Origin of the sequence: Mycobacteroides chelonae (genome assembly GCF_016767715.1) — a bacterium.
In the GTDB taxonomy this organism is placed as follows: Bacteria; Actinomycetota; Actinomycetes; order Mycobacteriales; family Mycobacteriaceae; genus Mycobacterium; species Mycobacterium gwanakae.
In genome coordinates, this window is record NZ_CP050145.1 from 1,452,266 (window position 1) to 1,472,723 (window position 20,458).

A 20,458-nucleotide genomic window follows, 5' to 3' on the forward strand; every position below is an offset into this window, starting at 1 on the left:
TCCCGTTTGGGCGGGATAGTGCTGTGTGCTGTGCTGGCCATGGGAATGCTGTTGAGTTCGGGATGTTCCGGGCACCACCACGAAGTCAACGGGCATGAGGTGGCTACCTCGCATGACGTCCGGGTCGGCCCGGGGTACTCCGAGTGCGGCAGCCTCACCACACCCGATGTGATGGCCGTCGTACGCCGGGCTGACCTCAGGCTGATTGCAAAGACCCCCGCCGGATGCACCTGGTCTCCGAATGGATCGTGGAGCGCGCTCCCGAACGTCACCCTGTCCTGGTATCGCGGCAGCCCGATCGGCCGCGAGCGTGAGGGCGAGGAGCGGACGCGTGACGAGGTCAGGGACTTCTCTGCGGGAGGCAAGAGCGGTTTCATCAGTTCGACGTACGGGATGTGCGTCACCGCGCTGGAGTACGGGGACGACCAATTCTTCGAACTGGCGGTCACCCTGCTCGGTGCGGGTCACGGCACATCCTCGGACGCATGTCACTGCGCGATGAAGCTGTCCACCCAGGTGGCTGAGAAGGTCTGAGACCCTGCCGACTAGCGCGGCACGTGGAACTTGGTGAGCGATCCGCCGCCTAATTCGAGCCGTGACCATGGCGACCGAGTGGTGAGCACCGCGATTGCGGAGGTCGGAAACTTGGTGGAGATCCGGTTCGCGGCCTCTGCATTGCTGGTACCGGTATCGGCGAGCATGAGTGCCAGTTGCGAGGTGGTGGGTTCATGCCCGACGACGAGCACCGTGCTCGCGGAATCCGGTACCGCGTTGATCTCGCCGAGGGTGATTCCCACCGTTGAGTCGTAGAGTTTGTCGCTGAATCTGACGAGCTGGCTGTGTACCCCGGTTTGAGTCAACGTCGCGCGGGTCCGGGTAGCGGTTGAACACAGCACTGCGTCGATCCGATTGAAATTGTCTTGCAGCCACGTTCCGGCCTGGGTGGCTTGTCGCGTACCACGCAGATTCAGCGGGCGCTGGTGGTCGTCGACTCCTGGCGGATACGCCGACTTCGCATGCCGCATCAAGATCAGGGTGCGCTTGGCGTCATCCGGCATGGTCGTACGGTAGCCGGGGTAGGTGACGAAAGACGGGCAAATGCCCGACCTGTGGATAAGTCACCAATCCGGGCCGCGGGGATCAGGCGCGGCACCCGGAGGTTGTCGGTGGACGCCCATAGACTTCCCGTGTGAAGTTCCTGCACACCGCTGACTGGCAGCTCGGCATGACCCGGCATTTCCTTGCCGGCGAAGCTCAGCCGCAGTATTCAGCCGCGCGTAGGGAGGCTATCGCCTCCCTTGGTGAGGTTGCTGTGGCACAGGGTTGCGACTTCATGGTGGTGTGTGGAGATGTCTTCGAGTCCAACCAGCTGGCCCCGCGCGTCATCAGTCAGGCGCTGGAGGTGATGCGTGGCGTCGGGGTGGATATCTATCTGCTGCCCGGCAACCACGATCCCCTGGACGCCGCCTCGGTGTACACCAGTGAGCTGTTCCTGGCCGAGAAGCCCGCGAACGTCCACGTCCTCGATACCGCGGGCGTGCATCGGGTGGCTGCCGGTGTCGAGCTGGTCGCGGTGCCGTGGCGTTCCAAGGCGCCCACGCATGATCTGGTGGCCGAACAGCTGCAGGCTCTGCCCGTTGACGGCACCCGCCGCATCGTGGTGGCCCACGGTGGTGTGGATGTGCTGGACCCCGACCCGACGAAACCGGCGCTCATCGCGCTGAAGGCCGTCGAGGACGCCATCGCCCGCGGCGCGGTCCATTACGTGGCGTTGGGGGACAAGCATTCCCGGACCCAGGTGGGATCCACCGGGCGGGTCTGGTACTCGGGGGCGCCCGAGGTCACCAACTACGACGATGTGGAATCCGATCCGGGACATGCTCTTGTGGTGGGCCTGGACGAATCGGGTGCGGTGCAGGTGGATGCCCATCATGTGGGCAGATGGCGGTTCGTGACGTTGCGGCGGTCGGTGGACAACGCGCGCGATATCGCCGATCTCGGACTGAACCTCGAACTGCTGCCCGACAAGGAGCGCACGGTGGTGCGTCTGGGGCTCACCGGCACGCTCAGCGTGACCGATAACGCCGTGCTGGAAGAGTGCTTGGACAAGTACACGCGGCTTTTCGCCAGCATGCGGACGTGGGAGCGGCATACCGATATTGCGGTGGTGCCCGCCGATGGAGAGTTCAGTGACCTCGGTGTCGGTGGTTTCGCTGAGTCCGCTATCGCCGAGCTGAAGGAGATGGCGGCCGCGGGCGGGTCGTCGTCGGCGGATGCCCAGGGCGCCCTGTCGCTGTTACTGCGCCTCACGTCCAGTGCCGGGCGAGGCGGCTCGGCCAAGGGCGGCGCGGTGGCACGAGGGTCAGCGGCGTGAAGCTGCACCGCCTTTCGGTCACCAACTATCGCGGAATAGCTCATCGCGACATCACTTTTCCCGATCGCGGTGTTGTGGTGGTCAGCGGAGCGAATGAGATCGGCAAGACGTCCATGATCGAGGCGCTGGACCTGCTGATCGAATCCAAGGATCGTTCCACCAAGAAGGACGTCAAGCAGGTCAAGCCCACATTTGCGGACGTAGGCTCCGAGATTGAAGCCGAGATCAGCTGTGGCCCCTATCGATTCGTGTATCGGAAGCGTTTTCACAAGCGCGCCGAGACGCATCTGACGGTCATCGAGCCACGCCGCGAACAGCTCTCCGGAGATGAGGCGCATCAGCGGGTGCTGGACATGCTGGATCAGTCCATCGACATGAACTTGTGGAAGGCGCAGCGGGTTCTGCAGTCGGCGGGTGCGGGTGTACTCGATCTGTCGTCGAGCGATGCGCTTACCCGCGCACTGGATCTTGCTGCCGGACAATCGGTTGCGCTGTCCGGTAGCGAGCCCGATTTAGTGGAGCGGATCGACGCCGAGTACGCGCTGTACTTCACCGCGACCGGGCGTCCCACCGGTGAATGGGCCAAGGCCGGTGTCCGGCTGACCGCCGCCGAGGATGCGCTTGCCGTCGCCAACGCGGCCGTGGCCGAGGTCGAGCAACAGGTTCGTGAGCACGACGAGCTGACTCGGGAGCTGGCCTCCGTCATTGCCGACCGTGCCGAGGTGAGTCGTCGGCTGGTTCCGTTGGAGCAGGCCTCCCAAGCCGTTTCGACCTTGATGCAACAACGCGATAACGCAGCCGTAGTCGCGGAGGCGGCGCAGGCCGCGGCGGTGGCAGCACAGACCAAACGTGACGAGCGGGCCCAACTGGTCGCGGATATCCAGGCCCGTCGCGCCGGAATCGATGGGCTCGCCGAGCAGGTGTCGGCCGCGAAGGAAGCGCACGCTGAGGCGCAACAGGTAGCAGAGGCGGCCGAGGTTGCCGCGGCCCGGATGGCCCAGGCGGTCGAGGCTACCCGTACTCAATTGCAGTCGGCCCGCGACACTTTGGACCGCGCACTGGCCCGGGATGAGGTGGATGGACTGGCGGCCCGGGTGTCGCGTATCGACCTCGCTACCCGGCAGTTGACCACGGCCGGTGCGGAACTTTCGGCACTGGCCATCACCGCACAGACCCTTGGCGCTATCGAGGCCGCCGCGCGAACCGTGGGCATGGCAGAGGTGGCTCTGGACACCGCTTCGGCGCAGGTGGAGGTTCGCGCGCTCGCCGATGTCGACATCACCGTGGATGGCCGCCAGCTGCGGGTTGCGGCCGGGGAGCAATGGGCGAGTGCGGCCACCGATACCGTCGAGATCACCGCTCCCGGTGTGGCAGTCACCCGAATCATTCCGGGGGCCAACGCCGCGCAGCTGCGTGGAAACCTCGATGCGGCTCGTGAGGCGCTCACCGGCGCACTGGCGGCTGCTGGTGTAGCCGATGTCGGTGAGGCCCATAAGCAGCATGAGCGGCGGACCGAGCTGAATGCCGAACGCGACCGGTTGACGGCACTGCTGGATGGGCTGATGGGCTCCGAGAGCCTTGATGCACTGCGCGAGAAGCTGAGCCGCTTGCGCGAGTTGGCACCGGAGGCCGACGGTCTGTGGGATGCGATCGATCCGGCGCAGGCTCGCGCAGAGGTCGCCCGGTTGGTGGCCGAGGCGGAGCGCCTGCAGGCTGAAGAGGTCACCCACCGCCACGCCACCCAGGTCGCCAATCAGAAACTCGCCGAAAAGTCGACCGAGGCAATGGTATTGCGAGAGAAGCAGGGCGCCCGCGCCGAAGAGTTGGCCGCCGTGGAGCAGCGCCTGGCCCAGGTTCGGGCATCGGCTTCCGACGATCTGCTCACCGAACGCCATGAGCAGGCGGTCCAAGCGGCAGACCTGACCGCTCGCCGCATCACCGATCTGATGGGTCAGTTGGCCGCGCTCGAGGCTGATCGGGTACGCGCCGAACTCGGCGAGGTCTCCGCGCGAGCACAGGGGCTGGATCAGCAGCACGAGTCGTTGCGTCATCGGCTACGCGATATCTCGGTGCGCCTGGAAGTGTTCGGCAGGCAGGGCCGTAAGGACCAGCTGGATGCCGCTGCTTCCGAGCGTGAATATGCGGCAACGGAATTCGCCCGGATCGGGGCGAAGGCCCGAGCCGTCGACACCCTGCGATCGGTGATGTTGCGGCATCGGGACGGCATGAGATTGCGTTATGTCGACCCATTCCGTGCGGAGCTGGAGCGGTTGGGGCGCATGGTCTTCGGCCCCACCTTCGAAGTGGACGTCGACAGCGATCTGAGTATTCGCAGCCGTACGCTGGAAGGCCGAACGGTGCCCTACGAGTCGCTATCGGGTGGCGCGAAGGAACAACTGGGCATCGTCGCGCGACTGGCAAGTGCCGCGTTGGTGGCTCCGCAGGATGCGGTGCCGGTCATCATCGATGACGCGCTGGGATTCACCGACAGCGACAGGCTGGAGCGCATGGGAGAGGTGTTCGGCGCGGTGGGCACGGAGGCGCAGGTGATCGTGCTGACCTGCAGCCCCGACCGTTATCACTCGGTCACCGGGGCGCAGCGAATCAGCCTGTCGGCCTGAGTGACTCGGCTGCCCCGATACCCCTCAAAATCGGTGCCCCTCAGAAATACGCGTTCGCCGGAAGCGGCGTGCCGTGCAGCAGGTTCTGGCCGATCACCCGGGCCTTGTAGTGCACCGGATTATGCAGGCTGATGGTCCGGATGTTCCGCCAGTGCCGGTCCAGATTTCGGCTCCGGCTGGAGGCGCTGGCACCACCCAGGTCCAGCAGCTTCGTTGCGGCATCGAGTGCGGCGGCATCGATGTGCACCTTGGCCTTGGCGACCGCCAGTTGGGCTTCCTCGGCGAGCTGCGCATCGGGAACTCCATCGCGCAAGGACGCGGTGGCGGCATCAATGGCATCGGCCGCGGCGAGAACCGTGGCCTCGGCCGCGAACGCGGTTGCGCTGAGTTCGCCCAGGGTGCGCTGCAACAACGGATCATCGACCGGACGTTCGGTGAGAGCATGACTGAAGTTGCGCTGCCGGGAACGCAGCAGTGCCGCACCGTCATCTACGACTGACCGCAGCACTCCGGCGACAATCGCCAGGATGTAGAGCTGCAACGACGCATACTGCGTGGTGGGCACCGGGGCCGCGTCGTACGGTGTGTCGGAAAGGATTTCGTTGCTGGCGACATCGACCTGAGTAAAGATCGTGGTGCCCGTACCAGTGCGTCGCTGGCCGAATCCATCCCAGTCGTCCACCAGCCGCACCCCGTCGCGATCGCCGGGGACGATGACCGATGCGATCGAATCGTGGTCGGTGGTTGCGGTGACCGTCAGGTAGTCCGCGAACAAGGTCCCGGTGCTGTAGAACTTCTCGCCATTCAACCGATATCCATCACCGGCCGGCAGTAGACGGGTGTTGAACACCAGACTTCCGACGGCCAAAGTCCCCTTCTCGCTGAATGCATTGGCGAACAGGTTGCCTTCGTTCACCTTCGTCAGCCAGGCGGCCGACGTGGGATCGGAAAGGGTGCGCAGCCGTTCCTCGACGAACCAGAAGTGGGTGCGGAAGATGTGCGCGACGATGGGGTCGGCCTGCGCGATATCGATGATGGTGGAAAAGAGTTGCCGCACAGAAAGTCCTGCGCCGCCCAGTTCTACCGGGATACGCAGCCGACCGATCCCTGCCTCCTTGAGCAGCCGAACCTGGTCAAAGGGATTCTCGTCGTCAAGGTCACGTTCTCGTGCCCCGTCGGCGACCTGGGTGAGCAGATTCCGGTAGGTCTCGGTGCCGGGCAGTGCGCGGATTTCGAGGATTGACGGAGCGGAGGTCATATCTTCGTTGTACGCAGCATGCCCATTGGCGGCATCGCTTTGAATCACCCAGAACCGAAGCGGCAATATGGGTCACGATGATTCGCATAGTTCATTCGTGGTTTCCATGCTTTCGCTGGCTCACCCTGGTGTGTGCTTTGACGATCGCGTGCCTGCTGTTGTTCACGCCCGGCAGCGCAGTCCCGTCCGGACCGCCCGGGGCGGACAAGGTAGTGCATTTTCTGATTTTCGGGATGCTGGCGGTGTCCTCGCGATTCGCAAGGATCGGTGAAAGGTTCACACTGGCCTGGGTTCTGGCCTTCGCTGCGTGTTCAGAGGTTATTCAGGCGCTGTGGGTTCCGCGCCGGGACGGAAGTCTGCTTGATGTGCTTGCCGATGCGGTCGGCATGCTCATGGGACTCTGGTTGTGGCAGAAGATTCGTCCTGTGCACCGGCAGCAGTCGGCTTCGGAATGACGGTCGTGACGCTGCCGGTGTGAGCCAGCCCGCTGGTGACCAGGTCTAACTGGCGCAGCGCGCGATTGAGGGCCGCTTGCGCGTCGGCGTCGCTGGGGTGATCGGTATCCACCAGCATGCCGATGGTGTTGAGAATCGAGCCGGCGATGAGTTCGGCGGCGATCTCGAGATCTTCGGTGGTGTGGTGGTTCGTTGCGGGATTGCGCGCGAGCTCGACCACGACATCGTTGGTGAGCATGCGCATCTCGTTGTTGATGGCACGCCGAACCTGCGGCGAGCCGCCGTGACGTTCACGCACCAGAAACCGGAAGTTGTTCGCATGCTCGCTCACCCGGTCGACCATGAGTCCGAGAATTTTGGCAGGGTTGTCACTGCCCACCTCGCGCCGGGCCTGACGGAAGGTGTCACGAAGCGCACGAACGCTCTCTTCGGCCAGGACCGTGCCCAGGTCCTCCATCGATTCGAAATGCCGATAGAACGCCGTGGGAACCAAACCTGCGGATTTAGCCACCTCGCGCAGGCTCACGGCGGCGAAGCCACGCACCTTGAGTAGATCCAAGGTCCCGTCGAGCAATGCGCGGCGGGTGTGCAGCTTCTTTTCAGCACGACTATGGCGCATACCTGTCAGTGTACGGTCGTGCTCTTATCGATTGGCTTCTTTTGTTCGAAACCGTGTTGAGGCCTGGTATTGACAGGTTCATCTACGTTACGCACACTGATCTCAGTGCACGATTGTTCACTATTTGGCCACCGAATTCGAAGGGGCAGTGCAGCATGGTGGGACCTGTAGAGCGCAACGTCAACGTCGTCCAGGAGGTCGTGGAGTCGGTCGGGTCTCGTGTCGGCCGGATCATCCGCATCATCACGCGGACGGTGGGAGAAGTTGGGCAGGAGCTGAGCGGCGTTGTGGCCGACGGGTTCGAAATCGCGGAGGCCAATAAGAGGGCCCGAGCTGACCATGAGCGCTGGGGCGCCTCGGCGGATGCAGATCTGGACGACGCGGCCGACGACGATGCCGAGGAAGGCGAACTCGTCGACCTCGATGACGAGGGCCACGACGATGACACTGCCGATGCGGGGGCCGACGACGAGAACGACGCCGTGGTGGAAGAGGTGACTTTCGAATCAGAGGTTGACGAGGCGCGCGACGGCGTCTCCGAGCAGGAAAGGGTCTAACCGTGTCGGCTCCAGCGTTGCAGCCAGAACCCCTTTCCGCGCCGGTCGCCACGGCGGCCCGTGAATGTCCGGTCAACCACGACCTCTATCCGGGCGGGCCGACCTTCCTCCGGTGGCATAACACCAAGGTCGGCTATCTGAAGTCGTGGCGTCTCGCACTCGGGGCGGTCTGGTCCACCTACCGACACACCATCTCCGAGTACCTCGCCAACCTGCCCGGGCAGGATGACGTCATCGTTGCGAGGGCGCCCATGCGTAAGACGGTGATTGTCCGCAATCCGGAACTGGCCCGTCATGTGCTGGTGGCTAATCAGGACAATTACATCAAGAGCGCTGAATACGATCTCCTGGCAGTCGGTTTCGGCCGCGGGCTGGTGACCGATCTCAACGAGGGACTCTGGAACCGAAATCGTCGGCTGGTGCAGCCGATCTTCGCCAAGCGCCAGGTCGACCTGTTCGCTCCACAGATGGCGGAGGCCAGCGCGCGCACCCTCGCTCGATGGGACGAGCTGTATTCCCAGGGGAAGGCGGTCGATGTCACCGCCGAGATGAACTACCTGACCATGGATATCGTCGCGCAAACGATGTTCGGTATCGATCTGTCCGGCGACATGGCCGAGAGGATGCGGATCAACTTCGCACGCCTGCTGAAGCTCTTCGGCGTGGGCTACATCGTGGGGGCGGCCCCACCGCTGCGCTGGTTCGTGGACAAGCTTGCCACCCACGGCCCTGACGAGTTGGCTTCACACACCCCGCGGTTGGCCATACGCGCGTTGCGTATCGGCGCGTCGGTGGCCGCTCCGCGGACCATGAGGGGTCTGCGCTGGGTTGAGCGCACCATCGATCAGCTCATCGCCGATCATCACTCCGGCCGGATCACCAGGCAGGACAACTTGTTGGCGCTGTTGATGGCCGCCGAAGATCCCGAAACGGGTGCCAGGTACACGGATCTGGAAATCCGCGATGAACTGATGACCTTCCTCGGTGCGGGCTTTGAGACCACCGCTGCCGCGCTCGCGTGGACCTGGTATCTGTTGTCCCGCAATCCCGATGCGCGCGCGAAACTCGGCGAAGAGGTCGACCGGGTGCTCGGTGGACGGTTACCCACCGCTGCGGATGTCGACAATCTGCCATGGACCGCCGCGGTACTGAATGAGGCGATGCGGGTGTACCCGCCGATTTTGGGATTGGCGCGTGCCGCGAAGGCCGATGATGTGCTGGGTGATTACCCGATTCCGGCCGGTACCACCGTCACCGTGTTGATCGACAGCATTCACCACAACGAGCGGGTGTGGGAGAACGCCAGGACCTTCGATCCCGCGCGGTTCCTCAAGGAGAACCTGCAGCCCGAACAGCGCAAGGCACACATGCCCTTTGGGGCGGGCAAGCGCATGTGTATCGCCTCAGGCTTCGCGAACCTGGAAGCCATCATTGGAATAGCGTCGCTGGCTCAGAAATACGAGCTGGAAATGGTGCCGGGTCAGAAGCCGCGCCGCGAAGTGACCTTCACCGGAGGACCCGAGGGCGAGATCCTCATGCAGCTGCGTAAACGGCATCCCTGAGGCGGAGCCGCGCAGGCTTGCCTGAGGGTGTCAGCGGCGCCGCACCGTCATGAGCCCGTTGTTCTTCGGGCACGAGGCGACCCCGCGTGAGTGCCACTTTTCGTTGGGGGCCGTCGTGGTTTCAATGGTGAAGTGCCGCAACACGGTCCGCAGGACGATGTCCATCTCCATGTTGGCGAAGGCCGCGCCGACGCAGCGCCGGGTCCCGCCGCCATAGGGAACCCACGAGTTGCCGGGTTTGGCGTCGGTGAAGCGTTCCGGGTCGAAACGCTCGGGGTTGGGGAAAGCGGCCGGGTCGTCATGCATCAAATTGATGCTCACCACCAGGGAGTGGCCCTGGGGGATTCGGTAGGGCCCGATGTCGACGTAAGGCGCCAGCACGTGACGCCCCGCGAAATCGATGACCGGCCGACTGCGTTGTACCTCAAGGATTGTCGCCTGGCGGTATTCGTTGTTCTCGGTCTGTGCCTCCTCGGCCAGGCGCGACAGCACCTGTGGGTGACGGGTGATCCGTTCGAAGGCCCACGCCAGAGTGGTGGCGGTGGTCTCGTGACCGGCTGCCAGCAGAGTGAGTAGCTCGTCGGAGACATCGCTGCGCGACATGGTGGTGCCGTCGTCGTAGGTGGACCGCAACAGCAGGGCGAGGATGTCGGTGCGGTCCTCGAAATCTGGTGCGGCGAGAGCCTTGTCGATGAGAAGTGCGATCACCTCGTCATAACGCGCACGGTAGGCCTTCAATCGGCCCCACGGACTGAACCGCCCATAGACTCGTTTCGGCTGCGGTACCCGAGTGGTCAGAGACGCCAGTACCACCCACGGTGGAATCAGCTCGCGTAGCACGTTCAGCTCGGCTCCGTCGGCGCCGAAGACCGCGCGCAAGATGGCGTTGAGGGTTATCCGCATCATCGGTTCCATGGTCTGGAATTGCTGACCCTCCGGCCATGACGCGCATTCGCGCAGCGTCTCTTCCTCGATGATCTGCTCGTACTGAATCATGGCCTTGCCGTGGAACTTTGGTGCGAGCAGCTTGCGGCGATGCCGGTGTTCGTTGCGCTCCAAGGCGAAGACCGACCCGGGTCCGAGCTGCTGGCTCAGATTGGGCTGGATGTTGCCCAGAATCTCGGTGCTGGTGGTGAACACCTGCCGGGTGAGATCCGGGTCCGCCACCACGACCGTGTATCCGAATTTGGGGATGTTGATCGTGTAGACCTTGCCGTACTTCTTGGCCAGTCTGCTGGTGGTCCATCGCCGGGAGGCTACGAAGGCGATGCCCTGGGCCAGCTTGGGAAGTGCTACGAGCGGGGGAGCGATCGGCTCGGGCGTATCGGCTTCTCGGTCGATGGTTGAGGCTTCGGTCACGTCACCCTCCACGGCGTTGTGGTGTTAGTAGACATGTGTCTTATAGCACAGCTTACATCTGTCATATCGGTCACACCAGAGGGAATCGCGGGAGATTTCACCGGCGGGTCGACTTGACAGGGGTAACTCTGGCACCATGTATCTCGTCTGTCGCAGGAGTCACTGAGACTTGGAGGGCGCATTGATCACTCGATGGGCGACCATCTGGGTCGTCGGTGCCGTTCTCGCGCTGTGCAGTCCCGGTGCCGCGAGCGCCGAGCCCATGGCGGCGGGCAAGGACTTCTCGAAGCCCGCGGTCGTCATCCTTGGGTACGGACTCAAGCCCGATGGCTCGATGCGGGACAAGCTGTATCAGCGGGTAGCGACGGGCAGGGCGATCGCCAATATGTTCCCGAACTCGTTCATCATCGTGACCGGAGGTAATCCGCAAAACGGTGTGTCAGAGGCCGAGCAGATGCGCAACATGCTTGTCGGCCTTGGGTATCCATCCGACCGCATCGTTGTGGAACCCCGGGCCAACAGCACGGTGCAGAATGCGCAGTTCTCGGTGCCGCTGGCCAAGCAGGCCGGCGCCTCGGGAATCATTTTGGTGACCAACTCGACCCATCAACAGCGCGCAGATCGGAACTTCACCGACGCGGGCGGCAACGTGCTGGCCACCGCGAGCTTCCCCGATGGCGATGCGCCGACCAACATCGGGCAGTTCATGCGCGACATCATCAGCCCGTTCCGCTGACGACTGCGGACAACTACGAGACGACCACAGTTCGCCTGAAGGGAATGAACCCGGCAGAATCGGTGGTTGACCGATCAGGGCGCTCATCGATGTGCGCATCTAGCCGCATACCGCACAGGAGCCCTATTCATGACTGCCGTTGTCGATTCACGCGCGCAGCCCGAGTCGCCGGTGTCACCACGCATTCGCCGAGGCGCGATTCTGGCACTTGCCATAGGTGGATTCGGGATCGGGACAACCGAATTCGTGGCGATGGGGCTGTTGCCCAACATCGCGCACGGCTTCCACGTCACCGAGCCTGAGGCCGGGCACGTCATCAGCGCCTATGCGCTGGGTGTGGTCGTGGGTGCACCGATCATCGCGGCACTCACCGCCCGGGCCTCGCGTCGGACCCTGCTCATCGCGCTCATGATCGCGTTCACGATCGGCAATGCGGCCACCGTCTTCGCGCCGGGGTACGCCGCGCTGATCGCGTCCAGGTTCGTCGCCGGGCTGCCGCACGGTGCCTACTTCGGCGTCGCGGCGCTGGTGGCGGCACACCTTGCCGGCCCAGGGGAACGCGCCAAGGCCGTGGGGCAGACCATGCTGGGTTTGTCGGTGGCCAATGTCGTGGGTGTTCCGGTGGCCACCTGGCTCGGCAACACGGTGGGCTGGCGTTCGGCCTTTGCCGTCGTCGCGGTCATCGGCGTGGTCACGGTCGCGGCGTTGTTGCGGTTCTTGCCAGGGCTGACGGATATGAAGATCACGAATCCGCTGACGGAGCTCAGCGCGCTGCGTCGCGCTCAGGTGTGGTTCACCCTGCTCATCGGCATCGTGGGCTTCGGCGGCATGTTCGCCTTCTACACCTACATCAGCACCACACTCACCAGCGTCTCCGGACTATCGAGGGCCCTCGTCCCGCTGGCATTGGCGCTCTACGGCATCGGCATGGTCACCGGAAACGTGCTGGGTGGCTGGATGGCGGACCGCAGTGTGGTCAGGGCCATCGCCATTGGTCTGGTGCTGGTGGCCGTGATGCTGGTGATTTTCGCGGCGGTATCCCGAAATCCTTGGGCCGCACTGGTGCTGGTGTTCGCCGTGGGAGTCGCCGGAACGTCACTGGTGCCCGCTCTGCAGACCCGATTGATGGATGTGGCAGATGACGCGCAGACGTTGGCCGCCGCGCTGAATCACTCGGCGCTCAATATCGCCAATGCCGGCGGCGCCTGGCTCGGGGGCCTGGTCATCACCGCTGGGTATGGCTACCGCGCCCCTTCTCTGGTCGGCGCGGCGCTGGCGGTCGCGGGGCTCGTAGTACTCGCGTTATCGCTGTTGTACGCGCGGCGCCGCCCACTCACGCCGTCAGTGGCCTGAGTCGATCAGTGGGGGATGCCGCCCGGCGCCATCGTCGGGGGCGCGATTGTGGGCGGCGGCATGAAGCACGGCGGGACCCCCGGCGCGTACGGCGGAACGCATGGCTGGGGGAAACATTGCTGCCCGTTCCACCCTGATGGCTGATTGAACGGGCAGACCGAAATCGGGTCGGCATTCGCCACCGGCGCCCAGCACAGCGTCAATGCCAGACCAATCAGACCGAACACTGCTTTCTGGCGCACGAAAGTCAATTCTATTGGCATAGCCTTTTCCCATGGCTGGGAGTGGCAAAGCAGGGCCTGTGGGCAAGGAGTCGGTCTGGGCGAGGTGGCGCGGTCGCGTGATCGCGGTCATCGCATTGTTGTTGACCTTGGTTGCCGTGTACTTCGCACTGTCGGCCTTCATCCCGCGGTGGTGGGCACAACGCATCGCCGATATGTCCGGTCACGGCAGCTTCACCAAGGGGATCGGCAGCGGGCTCACGCTCGGTCTGCTGTGCACCGGAATACCGCTGTTGCTCGCGCTGTGGGCATTTTTGATACGGGGTCGCCGCGGCGGGACGTTCTTCGCCGGGGTGCTGACACTGCTCGCGGTCATTGTCGCGGTGCCCAACCTGATGACGCTGACGATCGTGTTCGGCACCAGCAATTCCGCCCACGCCGGCGAGCGTGTGCTCGACGTCGAAGCGCCCGGATTCCGGGGAGCGACGGCCATCGGGGCGAGTGTGGCGCTGTTGATCTTCCTGCTCGTCACGTTCTTCGTGGTGCGTAACTGGCGACGCCGAGTGAAGGTGGAGAAGCAGCAGGTTCGTGAGGCTGCCGCCGCCGCGGCGGAAAGTCCCGCAGCCGAATAATTGTGTGCCCTCGGCAGGAATCGAACCTGCGGCCTTCTGCTCCGGAGGCAGACGCTCTATCCCCTGAGCTACGAGGGCGTCAGGGCTTGGAAAGACTAGCGGGGACAGCCTAGCGCATCCCAACCGGCATCCCGACCACCGTTTCGGTCGCGGGTAAAGGATTCGGGGCCTGGATACCCGAGCCCATAGGATGATCGCCGTGACTCCCGCCGACCTCGCCGACCTGCTACGTTCCACCGCTACCACGGTGCTGGACGAGCGAGGTCTGGACACGTCGGCGCTACCGGACACCGTGACCGTCGAACGGCCCCGTAATCCCGAGCACGGTGACTACGCCACCAACGTGGCCCTGCAGGTCGCCAAGAAGGTCGGCGTCGCCCCGCGTGACCTGGCCACCTGGCTCGTCGATGCCCTCGTCGCCAACGACGCGATCGCTGCCGCGGAGATTGCCGGACCCGGGTTTGTGAACCTGCGGATCGCCGCCGACGCACAGGGCACCATCGTCGCGAACATCTTGGACGCGGGCGAGAGCTACGGCAATTCCGATGCGCAGGGCACGCACACCATCAACTTGGAGTTCGTCTCGGCCAACCCGACGGGCCCGATCCACATCGGCGGCACCCGCTGGGCCGCGGTCGGCGACGCGCTGGGCCGCCTGCTGACCCGCCAGGGCGCCAAGGTCACCCGTGAGTACTACTTCAACGACCACGGTGCGCAGATCGATCGGTTCGTTCGCTCGCTCATCGCCTCGGCCGAGGGCAAGGAAGCTCCGGAGGACGGCTACGCCGGGGATTACATCGCCGATATCGCCAAGCAGGTCCTCACTCAACGTCCCGACGCGCTCTCGCTGCCGGCTGAACAGGCTGCTGAAGTCTTTCGGGAAATCGGCGTGGACCTGATGTTCACCCACATCAAGAAGTCGCTGCACGAATTCGGTACGGACTTCGACGTTTTCACCCACGAAGACTCGATGCACACCTCGGGACGGGTGCAGGAGGCCATCGCCCAGCTGCGCAAGACCGGCAACATCTACGAGAAGGACGGCGCGTCCTGGCTGCGTTCGAGCAACTTCGGCGACGACAAGGACCGCGTCGTCATCAAGAGTGACGGCAACCCCGCCTACATCGCCGGTGACATCGCCTACTACCTGGACAAGCGCGAGCGCGGCTTCGACCTGTGTATCTACATGCTCGGTGCCGATCACCACGGGTACATCGCACGCCTGAAAGCCGTTGCGGCGGCGTTGGGTTACGACGCCGACAGCGTCGAGGTGCTCATCGGTCAGATGGTCAACCTGGTGCGCGACGGTCAGCCGGTGCGGATGTCCAAGCGTGCGGGTACCGTGATCACTCTCGATGACCTGGTCGACGCCATCGGCGTCGATGCTGCGCGCTACGCGTTGATCCGGTCCTCGGTGGACACCTCGATCGACATCGATCTGCAGCTGTGGGCCTCCGCGTCTAGTGAGAACCCGGTCTATTACGTGCAATACGCGCACGCACGGCTCTGTGCACTGGCGCGCAATGCCGCGGATCTGGGCCTGCGGCACTCGACCGATCATCTCGAACTGCTCACCCATGAGAAGGAGGGTGCGCTGATCCGGGGGCTCGGCGAGTTCGGCCGCATTCTGCAAAACGCCGCGGTGCTGCGTGAACCGCACCGCGTCGCACGGTACTTGGAAGACATCGCCGGTGATTACCACCGGTTCTACGACTCGTGCCGGGTGCTCCCGCAAGGTGACGAAACACCGGGGGATCTACACGCGGCACGCCTAGCGTTATGCCTTGCCACCCGGCAGGTCATCGCCAACGGCCTGGACATTCTCGGCGTGAGCGCACCGGAGCGGATGTGAGCGCACACCCGGCAGGCCCCCGCCACGCAGAAGGGGAACAGCACACCGCCATGAGCAGCGCACCTCCGGTCAACCCGACCGAATTGGCACCGAACGTATGGCCCCGCAATGCCTCTCGCGGCACCGACGGCGAGGTGACCCTCGGGGGCCTCACCGTCTCCGAGCTCGCCGAGAAGTACGGCACGCCGCTTTTTGTCATCGACGAGGACGACTTCCGATCGCGCTGCCGCGACATGGCCGCGGCGTTCGGTGGTGCTGCGCGCGTGCACTACGCCTCGAAGGCGTTCCTGTGCACCGAGATCGCGCGGTGGATCAAGGATGAGGGGCTGGGCCTGGACGTCTGCTCAGCGGGCGAGCTGGCCATCGCGCTGCGCGCCGAGTTCCCTCCGGCGCGAATCGCGTTGCACGGTAATAACAAATCTGAGGCGGAGCTCGCCCAGGCGGTGCAGGTAGGCGTCGGACACATCGTCGTCGATTCGATGATCGAGATCGAGCGACTGGACGCGATCGCGGGCAGTGCCGGTGTGGTGCAAGACGTTCTGGTGCGTGTCACCGTCGGTGTCGAGGCGCACACCCATGAGTTCATCTCCACCGCGCATGAGGACCAGAAATTCGGGTTGTCCCTGGCCGGTGGGCAGGCACTGGAGGCCGTGCGACGTGTCTTCGCCACCGACAACCTGCGACTCGTGGGACTGCACAGCCACATCGGTTCGCAGATCTTCGATGTCGACGGGTTTGAGGTCGCCGCGCACCGGGTGATCGGGCTGCTGCGCGACGTGGTCGCCGAGTTCGGTACCGAGAAGACCGCGCAGCTCAACATCATCGACCTCGGCGGCGGCCTCGGCATCAGTTATGTGCCGTCCGACGATCCGCCTCCCATCGAGGATCTGGCGGCCAAGCTGGGCGTGATCGTGCGCACCGAGTCGGCGCTGGCGGGCCTGCCCGAGCCGCGTTTGGTGATCGAGCCCGGCCGGGCCATCGCCGGTCCCGGCACCGTGACGCTGTACCGCGTGGGCACCACCAAGGACGTGATCCTGTCCAACGGGCAGCGGCGCTACGTGAGCGTCGACGGCGGGATGAGCGACAACATCCGCACCTCGCTGTATCAGGCCGAGTACCACCCGCAGCTGGTTTCCCGCGATAGTGACGTCGCACCGGTGCTGTCCCGGGTGGTGGGAAAGCACTGCGAAAGCGGCGATATCGTGGTCAGGGACGCGTGGTTGCCCGAGGACGTGGCTCCCGGCGACCTGGTGGCGGTCGCCGCGACCGGTGCGTACTGCTATTCGATGTCCAGCCGGTACAACCTGCTGACCCGTCCGGCGGTTATCGCCGTCAAGGACGGCGAGGCGCGACTGATCCTGCGGCGCGAGACCGTCGAGGATTTGGTGAGTTTGGAGGTAAGTGAATGAGTGACGCGATAGGCGTAGCGATCCTGGGCCTGGGCAACGTCGGCAGTGAAGTAGCGCGGATCATCGAAAGCAGCGCGAGTGACCTCGCCGCCCGCATCGGTGCGCCGCTGGAGATTCGCGGTATCGGTGTGCGCCGTGTAGCCGATGACCGCGGTGTTCCGGTCGAACTGCTCACCGACGATATCGACGCGCTGGTTTCACGAGACGACGTCGACATCGTCGTCGAGCTCATGGGTCCGGTGGAACCCGCACGGCGCGGCATCCTGGGTGCACTCAACGCGGGCAAGTCGGTGGTGACCGCCAACAAGGCGCTTCTGGCCCAGTCTGCCGGTGAGCTTGCCGAAGCCGCCGAGAAGGCAAGGGTTGACCTCTATTTCGAGGCAGCGGTGGCCGGTGCCATTCCCGTCATCCGGCCCTTGACCCAATCGTTGGCCGGCGATTCGGTGATTCGGGTATCCGGCATCGTCAACGGCACCACCAACTACATCCTGTCTGCCATGGACACCACCGGGGCCGGTTATGACACCGCACTTGCCGAGGCAGGCGAGCTCGGATACGCCGAGGCCGATCCGACCGCCGATGTCGAGGGCTACGACGCTGCGGCCAAGGCCGCCATTCTCGCGTCGATCGCCTTCCACACCCGGGTCAGTGCCGACGACGTATACCGCGAGGGCATCACGAAGATCAGTGCCGACGACTTCGAGTCGGCGCGAGCCCTGCAGTGCACCATCAAGCTGCTGTCTATCTGTGAACGGCTTACGGACGCCGAGGGAAACCAACGAGTTTCGGCGCGGGTGTACCCGGCGCTGGTGCCGTTGACCCATCCACTCGCGAGCGTCAACGGAGCGTTCAACGCGGTCTTCGTCGAGGCTGAGGCCGCCGGCGAGCTGATGTTCTACGGCCAGGGTGCCGGCGGTGCGCCGACCGCATCGGCCGTGCTCGGCGATTTGGTGATGGCGGCGCGCAACCGGGTGCAGGGCGGACGCGGTCCGCGGGCATCTCGGTACGCACAGCTGCCCATTGCGCCGATCGGTCTCATCCCGACCCGGTACTACGTGCGCATGCGGGTGGCCGACAAGCCCGGTGTGCTGGCCACCGTCGCCGCCGAGTTCTCCAAGCGCGAAGTCAGCATCGCCACCGTCCGGCAGGAGGGCGAGGTCGACGAGACGGGCGCCCGTCTGGTGGTGCTCACCCACAAGGCCACCGATGCTGCGCTCTCGGAAACCGTTGCTGCACTTGCCGACCTCGACGTGGTGTTGGGTGTCGCAAGTGTCATCCGGCTGGAAGGAACACAAGAGTGACCGTTCATACCCCTTGGCCCGGCCTCATCGCGGCATACCGGGACCGCCTCCCGATCGGGGAGAACTGGCAGCCCGTGACGCTTCGCGAGGGTGGCACTCCGCTGCTTCCCGCGAAGCGGCTGTCCGAGCTCACCGGTTGCACCGTGCACCTGAAGGTCGAAGGCCTCAACCCCACCGGCTCGTTCAAGGACCGCGGTATGACCATGGCGGTGACCGACGCGCTGGCCCGTGGCCAGCGCGCGGTGTTGTGCGCCTCGACCGGGAACACCTCGGCCTCCGCCGCCGCCTACGCCGCCAAGGCGGGTATCACGTGTGCGGTGCTGATCCCACAGGGCAAGATCGCGATGGGCAAGCTGGCCCAGGCCGTGATCCACGGTGCGCGGATCATCCAGGTGGACGGCAACTTTGACGACTGTCTGGAGCTGGCGCGCAAGACCACCGCGGACTATCCGACCATCGCCCTGGTGAACTCCGTGAACCCGGTGCGCATCGAGGGACAGAAGACTGCGGCCTTCGAGATCATGGATGCCCTCGGCACCGCCCCCGATATTCACGCGCTGCCGGTCGGCAATGCGGGAAACATCACCGCCTACTGGCGCGGTTACAACGAGTACCACCGCGACGGCCTGTCGGACCGGTTGCCCAAGATGCTGGGTGCGCAGGCCGCGGGTGCGGCACCGTTGGTGAACGGGGCGCCGGTTGCCAATCCGGAGACCATCGCCACCGCAATCCGGATCGGATCGCCTGCGTCGTGGTCGGGTGCTGTTGCCGCACAACAGGAATCCGGCGGCAAGTTCCTGGCCGTCACCGATGAGGAGATTCTCAGCGCTTACCGGCTGGTCGCCTCCAGCGAGGGCGTGTTCGTAGAGCCCGCGTCCGCGGCCAGCATCGCCGGTCTGCTGAAATCGGTTGCCGACGGCTGGGTTCCGAAGGGTTCCATCGTGGTCTGCACCGTGACAGGGAACGGCCTGAAGGATCCCGATAACGCCCTGAGCGGCATGCCCGAGGTGACTCCCATTCCGGTGCAGGCGAGCGCGGTCGCCGAGGCGCTGGAACTCGCGTGAACCAAATCCTGCCCGCGGGGCTGATCACCACCGTCGTGGTGCCGGCGTCGAGTGCAAACCTGGGGCCGGGCTTCGACAGCCTCGGTATCGCGCTGTCGCTGTACGACGAGATCGAGGTCAGTACAACCGAATCCGGTCTCAAGGTGGCTGTCGAAGGTCAGGGCGCCGGTGAGGTCCCGCTCGACGGCAGTCACCTGGTGGTGCGGGCGATCGAGCGTGGGCTCGCTGCCGGAGGAGCTGCCGCCGCTGGTCTGATCGTTCAGTGCCGCAACAAGATTCCACACTCGCGGGGTTTGGGTTCTTCGGCCGCGGCTGCGGTTGCCGGCCTGGCCGTCGCCAACGGACTCCTTGCCAAGGCCGGACACCCGGTGCTCTCCGACGAGGTGCTGGTGCAGTTGGCCTCGGAATTCGAGGGGCATCCCGATAATGCGGCGGCCAGCGTGCTCGGGGGAGCCGTGGTCTCCTGGTCGGAGACTTCGGGTGTGGCCCCCGTCTATGCGGCCACCCGGCTGGATGTGCACCCCGATATCAGAATTGTTGCCGCGATCCCGGAGGAACAGTCCTCCACCGCGCACACTCGCGTATTGCTGCCAGAATCTGTCACCCATGTAGACGCCAGGTTCAATATTAGCCGAGCGGCGCTACTCACCGTCGCGCTGACTGCGCGGCCGGATCTGCTGATGACGGCCACCGAAGACCGCCTACATCAGCCCCAGCGCGCCTCCGCGATGCCGGCGTCCGCCGAGGTTCTTGGATACCTGCGCAGTCAGGGGGTTGCGGCGGTTCTTTCCGGGGCTGGACCTGCGGTATTGGCCCTGACCACCGGTGATATCCCTGACGTCGCGGTGAAATACGCTGAAGATCAAGGTTTCTCGCTGGCGACGATGTCCGTATCGGCGGGCGTGTCGGTTCGATAGCCGACGTTATGGCTGGTGAGCGGGGGACTCGCCGGGGGGGGTGCTGGTTGCTTGATACCCACCTGGGGGTTATCCTCGGTATCAGTCCCAGCAATTGCAGCTTCTGCGCACCTGCGCCGAGAACGAGGACGATCACAAATTCTCCTAGTTCTTTCCGATGCCTCCGTC

Annotated in this window: 18 protein-coding genes and 1 tRNA gene; 14 read left to right on the top strand and 5 right to left on the bottom strand. The window is 64.6% G+C overall.

From position 1 onward, the window contains the following. The first annotated feature begins 15 nt into the window (after positions 1 to 15). Positions 16 to 534: a DUF3558 family protein gene (locus HBA99_RS07205; protein ID WP_046255605.1), complete on the top strand. Its 519-nt coding sequence runs from the start codon at positions 16 to 18 to the stop codon at positions 532 to 534. Positions 535 to 545: 11 nt separating this feature from the next. On the opposite strand, the gene HBA99_RS07210 is transcribed toward HBA99_RS07205, so the two are convergent. Next, the gene (locus tag HBA99_RS07210) at positions 546 to 1,058 is read right to left on the bottom strand and encodes a SixA phosphatase family protein (RefSeq protein ID WP_046252954.1); all 513 of its coding nucleotides are present in this window, start codon (positions 1,056 to 1,058) and stop codon (positions 546 to 548) included. 131 nt (positions 1,059 to 1,189) lie between these two features. On the opposite strand from HBA99_RS07210, the gene HBA99_RS07215 reads away from it, so the two are divergent. Together HBA99_RS07215 and HBA99_RS07220 are read left to right on the top strand one after the other, a co-directional pair. Then, entirely contained in the window at positions 1,190 to 2,374 is a 1,185-nt protein-coding gene (locus tag HBA99_RS07215) for a metallophosphoesterase family protein (RefSeq protein ID WP_070951331.1), read from the top strand. Continuing rightward, positions 2,371 to 4,995, top strand: a complete 2,625-nt coding sequence (locus tag HBA99_RS07220; protein ID WP_070951330.1) for an AAA family ATPase — start codon at positions 2,371 to 2,373, stop codon at positions 4,993 to 4,995. The genes HBA99_RS07215 and HBA99_RS07220 overlap by 4 nt, the downstream gene beginning before the upstream one ends. 40 nt (positions 4,996 to 5,035) lie before the next feature. On the opposite strand, the gene HBA99_RS07225 is transcribed toward HBA99_RS07220, so the two are convergent. Further along, positions 5,036 to 6,319, bottom strand: a complete 1,284-nt coding sequence (locus HBA99_RS07225; RefSeq protein WP_081347585.1) for an acyl-CoA dehydrogenase family protein — start codon at positions 6,317 to 6,319, stop codon at positions 5,036 to 5,038. A gap of 11 nt (positions 6,320 to 6,330) precedes the next feature. Here HBA99_RS07225 and HBA99_RS24935 point away from each other — a divergent pair, with 11 nt between their 5' ends. Then, the gene (locus tag HBA99_RS24935) at positions 6,331 to 6,708 is read left to right on the top strand and encodes a VanZ family protein (protein ID WP_081347584.1); all 378 of its coding nucleotides are present in this window, start codon (positions 6,331 to 6,333) and stop codon (positions 6,706 to 6,708) included. Here the strand turns inward: HBA99_RS24935 and HBA99_RS07235 are convergent. Further along, positions 6,644 to 7,327 (bottom strand): TetR family transcriptional regulator, encoded by a 684-nt coding sequence (locus HBA99_RS07235; RefSeq protein WP_030094876.1) that lies wholly within the window; start codon positions 7,325 to 7,327, stop codon positions 6,644 to 6,646. The genes HBA99_RS24935 and HBA99_RS07235 overlap by 65 nt on opposite strands. A 155-nt stretch (positions 7,328 to 7,482) precedes the next feature. Between HBA99_RS07235 and HBA99_RS07240 the strand changes: the two genes are divergently transcribed. Next, complete coding sequence (locus tag HBA99_RS07240) at positions 7,483 to 7,884, top strand: hypothetical protein (protein ID WP_070951329.1); 402 nt, start codon at positions 7,483 to 7,485, stop codon at positions 7,882 to 7,884. A 2-nt stretch (positions 7,885 to 7,886) separates the two neighbouring features. Beyond that, entirely contained in the window at positions 7,887 to 9,446 is a 1,560-nt protein-coding gene (locus tag HBA99_RS07245) for a cytochrome P450 (RefSeq protein WP_070951328.1), read from the top strand. Between the two features lie 30 nt (positions 9,447 to 9,476). Here HBA99_RS07245 and HBA99_RS07250 read toward each other — a convergent pair whose 3' ends face one another. Beyond that, entirely contained in the window at positions 9,477 to 10,817 is a 1,341-nt protein-coding gene (locus HBA99_RS07250; protein ID WP_081347583.1) for a cytochrome P450, read from the bottom strand. A gap of 157 nt (positions 10,818 to 10,974) precedes the next feature. Between HBA99_RS07250 and HBA99_RS07255 the strand changes: the two genes are divergently transcribed. From HBA99_RS07255 to HBA99_RS07265, 3 genes are all read left to right on the top strand, one after another. After that, the gene (locus HBA99_RS07255) at positions 10,975 to 11,541 is read left to right on the top strand and encodes a YdcF family protein (RefSeq protein WP_070951327.1); all 567 of its coding nucleotides are present in this window, start codon (positions 10,975 to 10,977) and stop codon (positions 11,539 to 11,541) included. Positions 11,542 to 11,670: 129 nt separating this feature from the next. Continuing rightward, positions 11,671 to 12,894 carry an MFS transporter gene (locus HBA99_RS07260; protein WP_070951326.1) on the top strand — a complete coding sequence of 408 codons (1,224 nt, stop codon included), beginning with the start codon at positions 11,671 to 11,673 and terminating at the stop codon, positions 12,892 to 12,894. A 274-nt stretch (positions 12,895 to 13,168) separates the two neighbouring features. Continuing rightward, positions 13,169 to 13,747 (top strand): permease, encoded by a 579-nt coding sequence (locus HBA99_RS07265; protein WP_070931081.1) that lies wholly within the window; start codon positions 13,169 to 13,171, stop codon positions 13,745 to 13,747. 5 nt (positions 13,748 to 13,752) lie between these two features. Here HBA99_RS07265 and HBA99_RS07270 read toward each other — a convergent pair. Continuing rightward, positions 13,753 to 13,825: transfer RNA gene (locus HBA99_RS07270), tRNA-Arg, on the bottom strand. Between the two features lie 121 nt (positions 13,826 to 13,946). Here HBA99_RS07270 and argS point away from each other — a divergent pair. The 5 genes from argS to thrB are packed head-to-tail and all read left to right on the top strand — an operon-like array spanning position 13,947 to position 20,290. Then, on the top strand, positions 13,947 to 15,599 hold the full coding sequence (argS, locus tag HBA99_RS07275; protein ID WP_070952300.1) for an arginine--tRNA ligase: 1,653 nt from the start codon (positions 13,947 to 13,949) through the stop codon (positions 15,597 to 15,599). Beyond that, positions 15,596 to 17,008 carry a diaminopimelate decarboxylase gene (gene lysA / locus HBA99_RS07280; protein WP_070951324.1) on the top strand — a complete coding sequence of 471 codons (1,413 nt, stop codon included), beginning with the start codon at positions 15,596 to 15,598 and terminating at the stop codon, positions 17,006 to 17,008. The genes argS and lysA overlap by 4 nt, the downstream gene beginning before the upstream one ends. Beyond that, positions 17,005 to 18,309 carry a homoserine dehydrogenase gene (locus tag HBA99_RS07285; RefSeq protein ID WP_030094885.1) on the top strand — a complete coding sequence of 435 codons (1,305 nt, stop codon included), beginning with the start codon at positions 17,005 to 17,007 and terminating at the stop codon, positions 18,307 to 18,309. Before lysA ends, HBA99_RS07285 begins: the two co-directional genes overlap by 4 nt. After that, positions 18,306 to 19,373, top strand: a complete 1,068-nt coding sequence (gene thrC, locus HBA99_RS07290; RefSeq protein WP_070951323.1) for a threonine synthase — start codon at positions 18,306 to 18,308, stop codon at positions 19,371 to 19,373. The genes HBA99_RS07285 and thrC overlap by 4 nt, the downstream gene beginning before the upstream one ends. After that, complete coding sequence (thrB, locus tag HBA99_RS07295) at positions 19,370 to 20,290, top strand: homoserine kinase (protein WP_070922564.1); 921 nt, start codon at positions 19,370 to 19,372, stop codon at positions 20,288 to 20,290. The genes thrC and thrB overlap by 4 nt, the downstream gene beginning before the upstream one ends. The last annotated feature ends 168 nt before the right edge of the window (positions 20,291 to 20,458 follow it).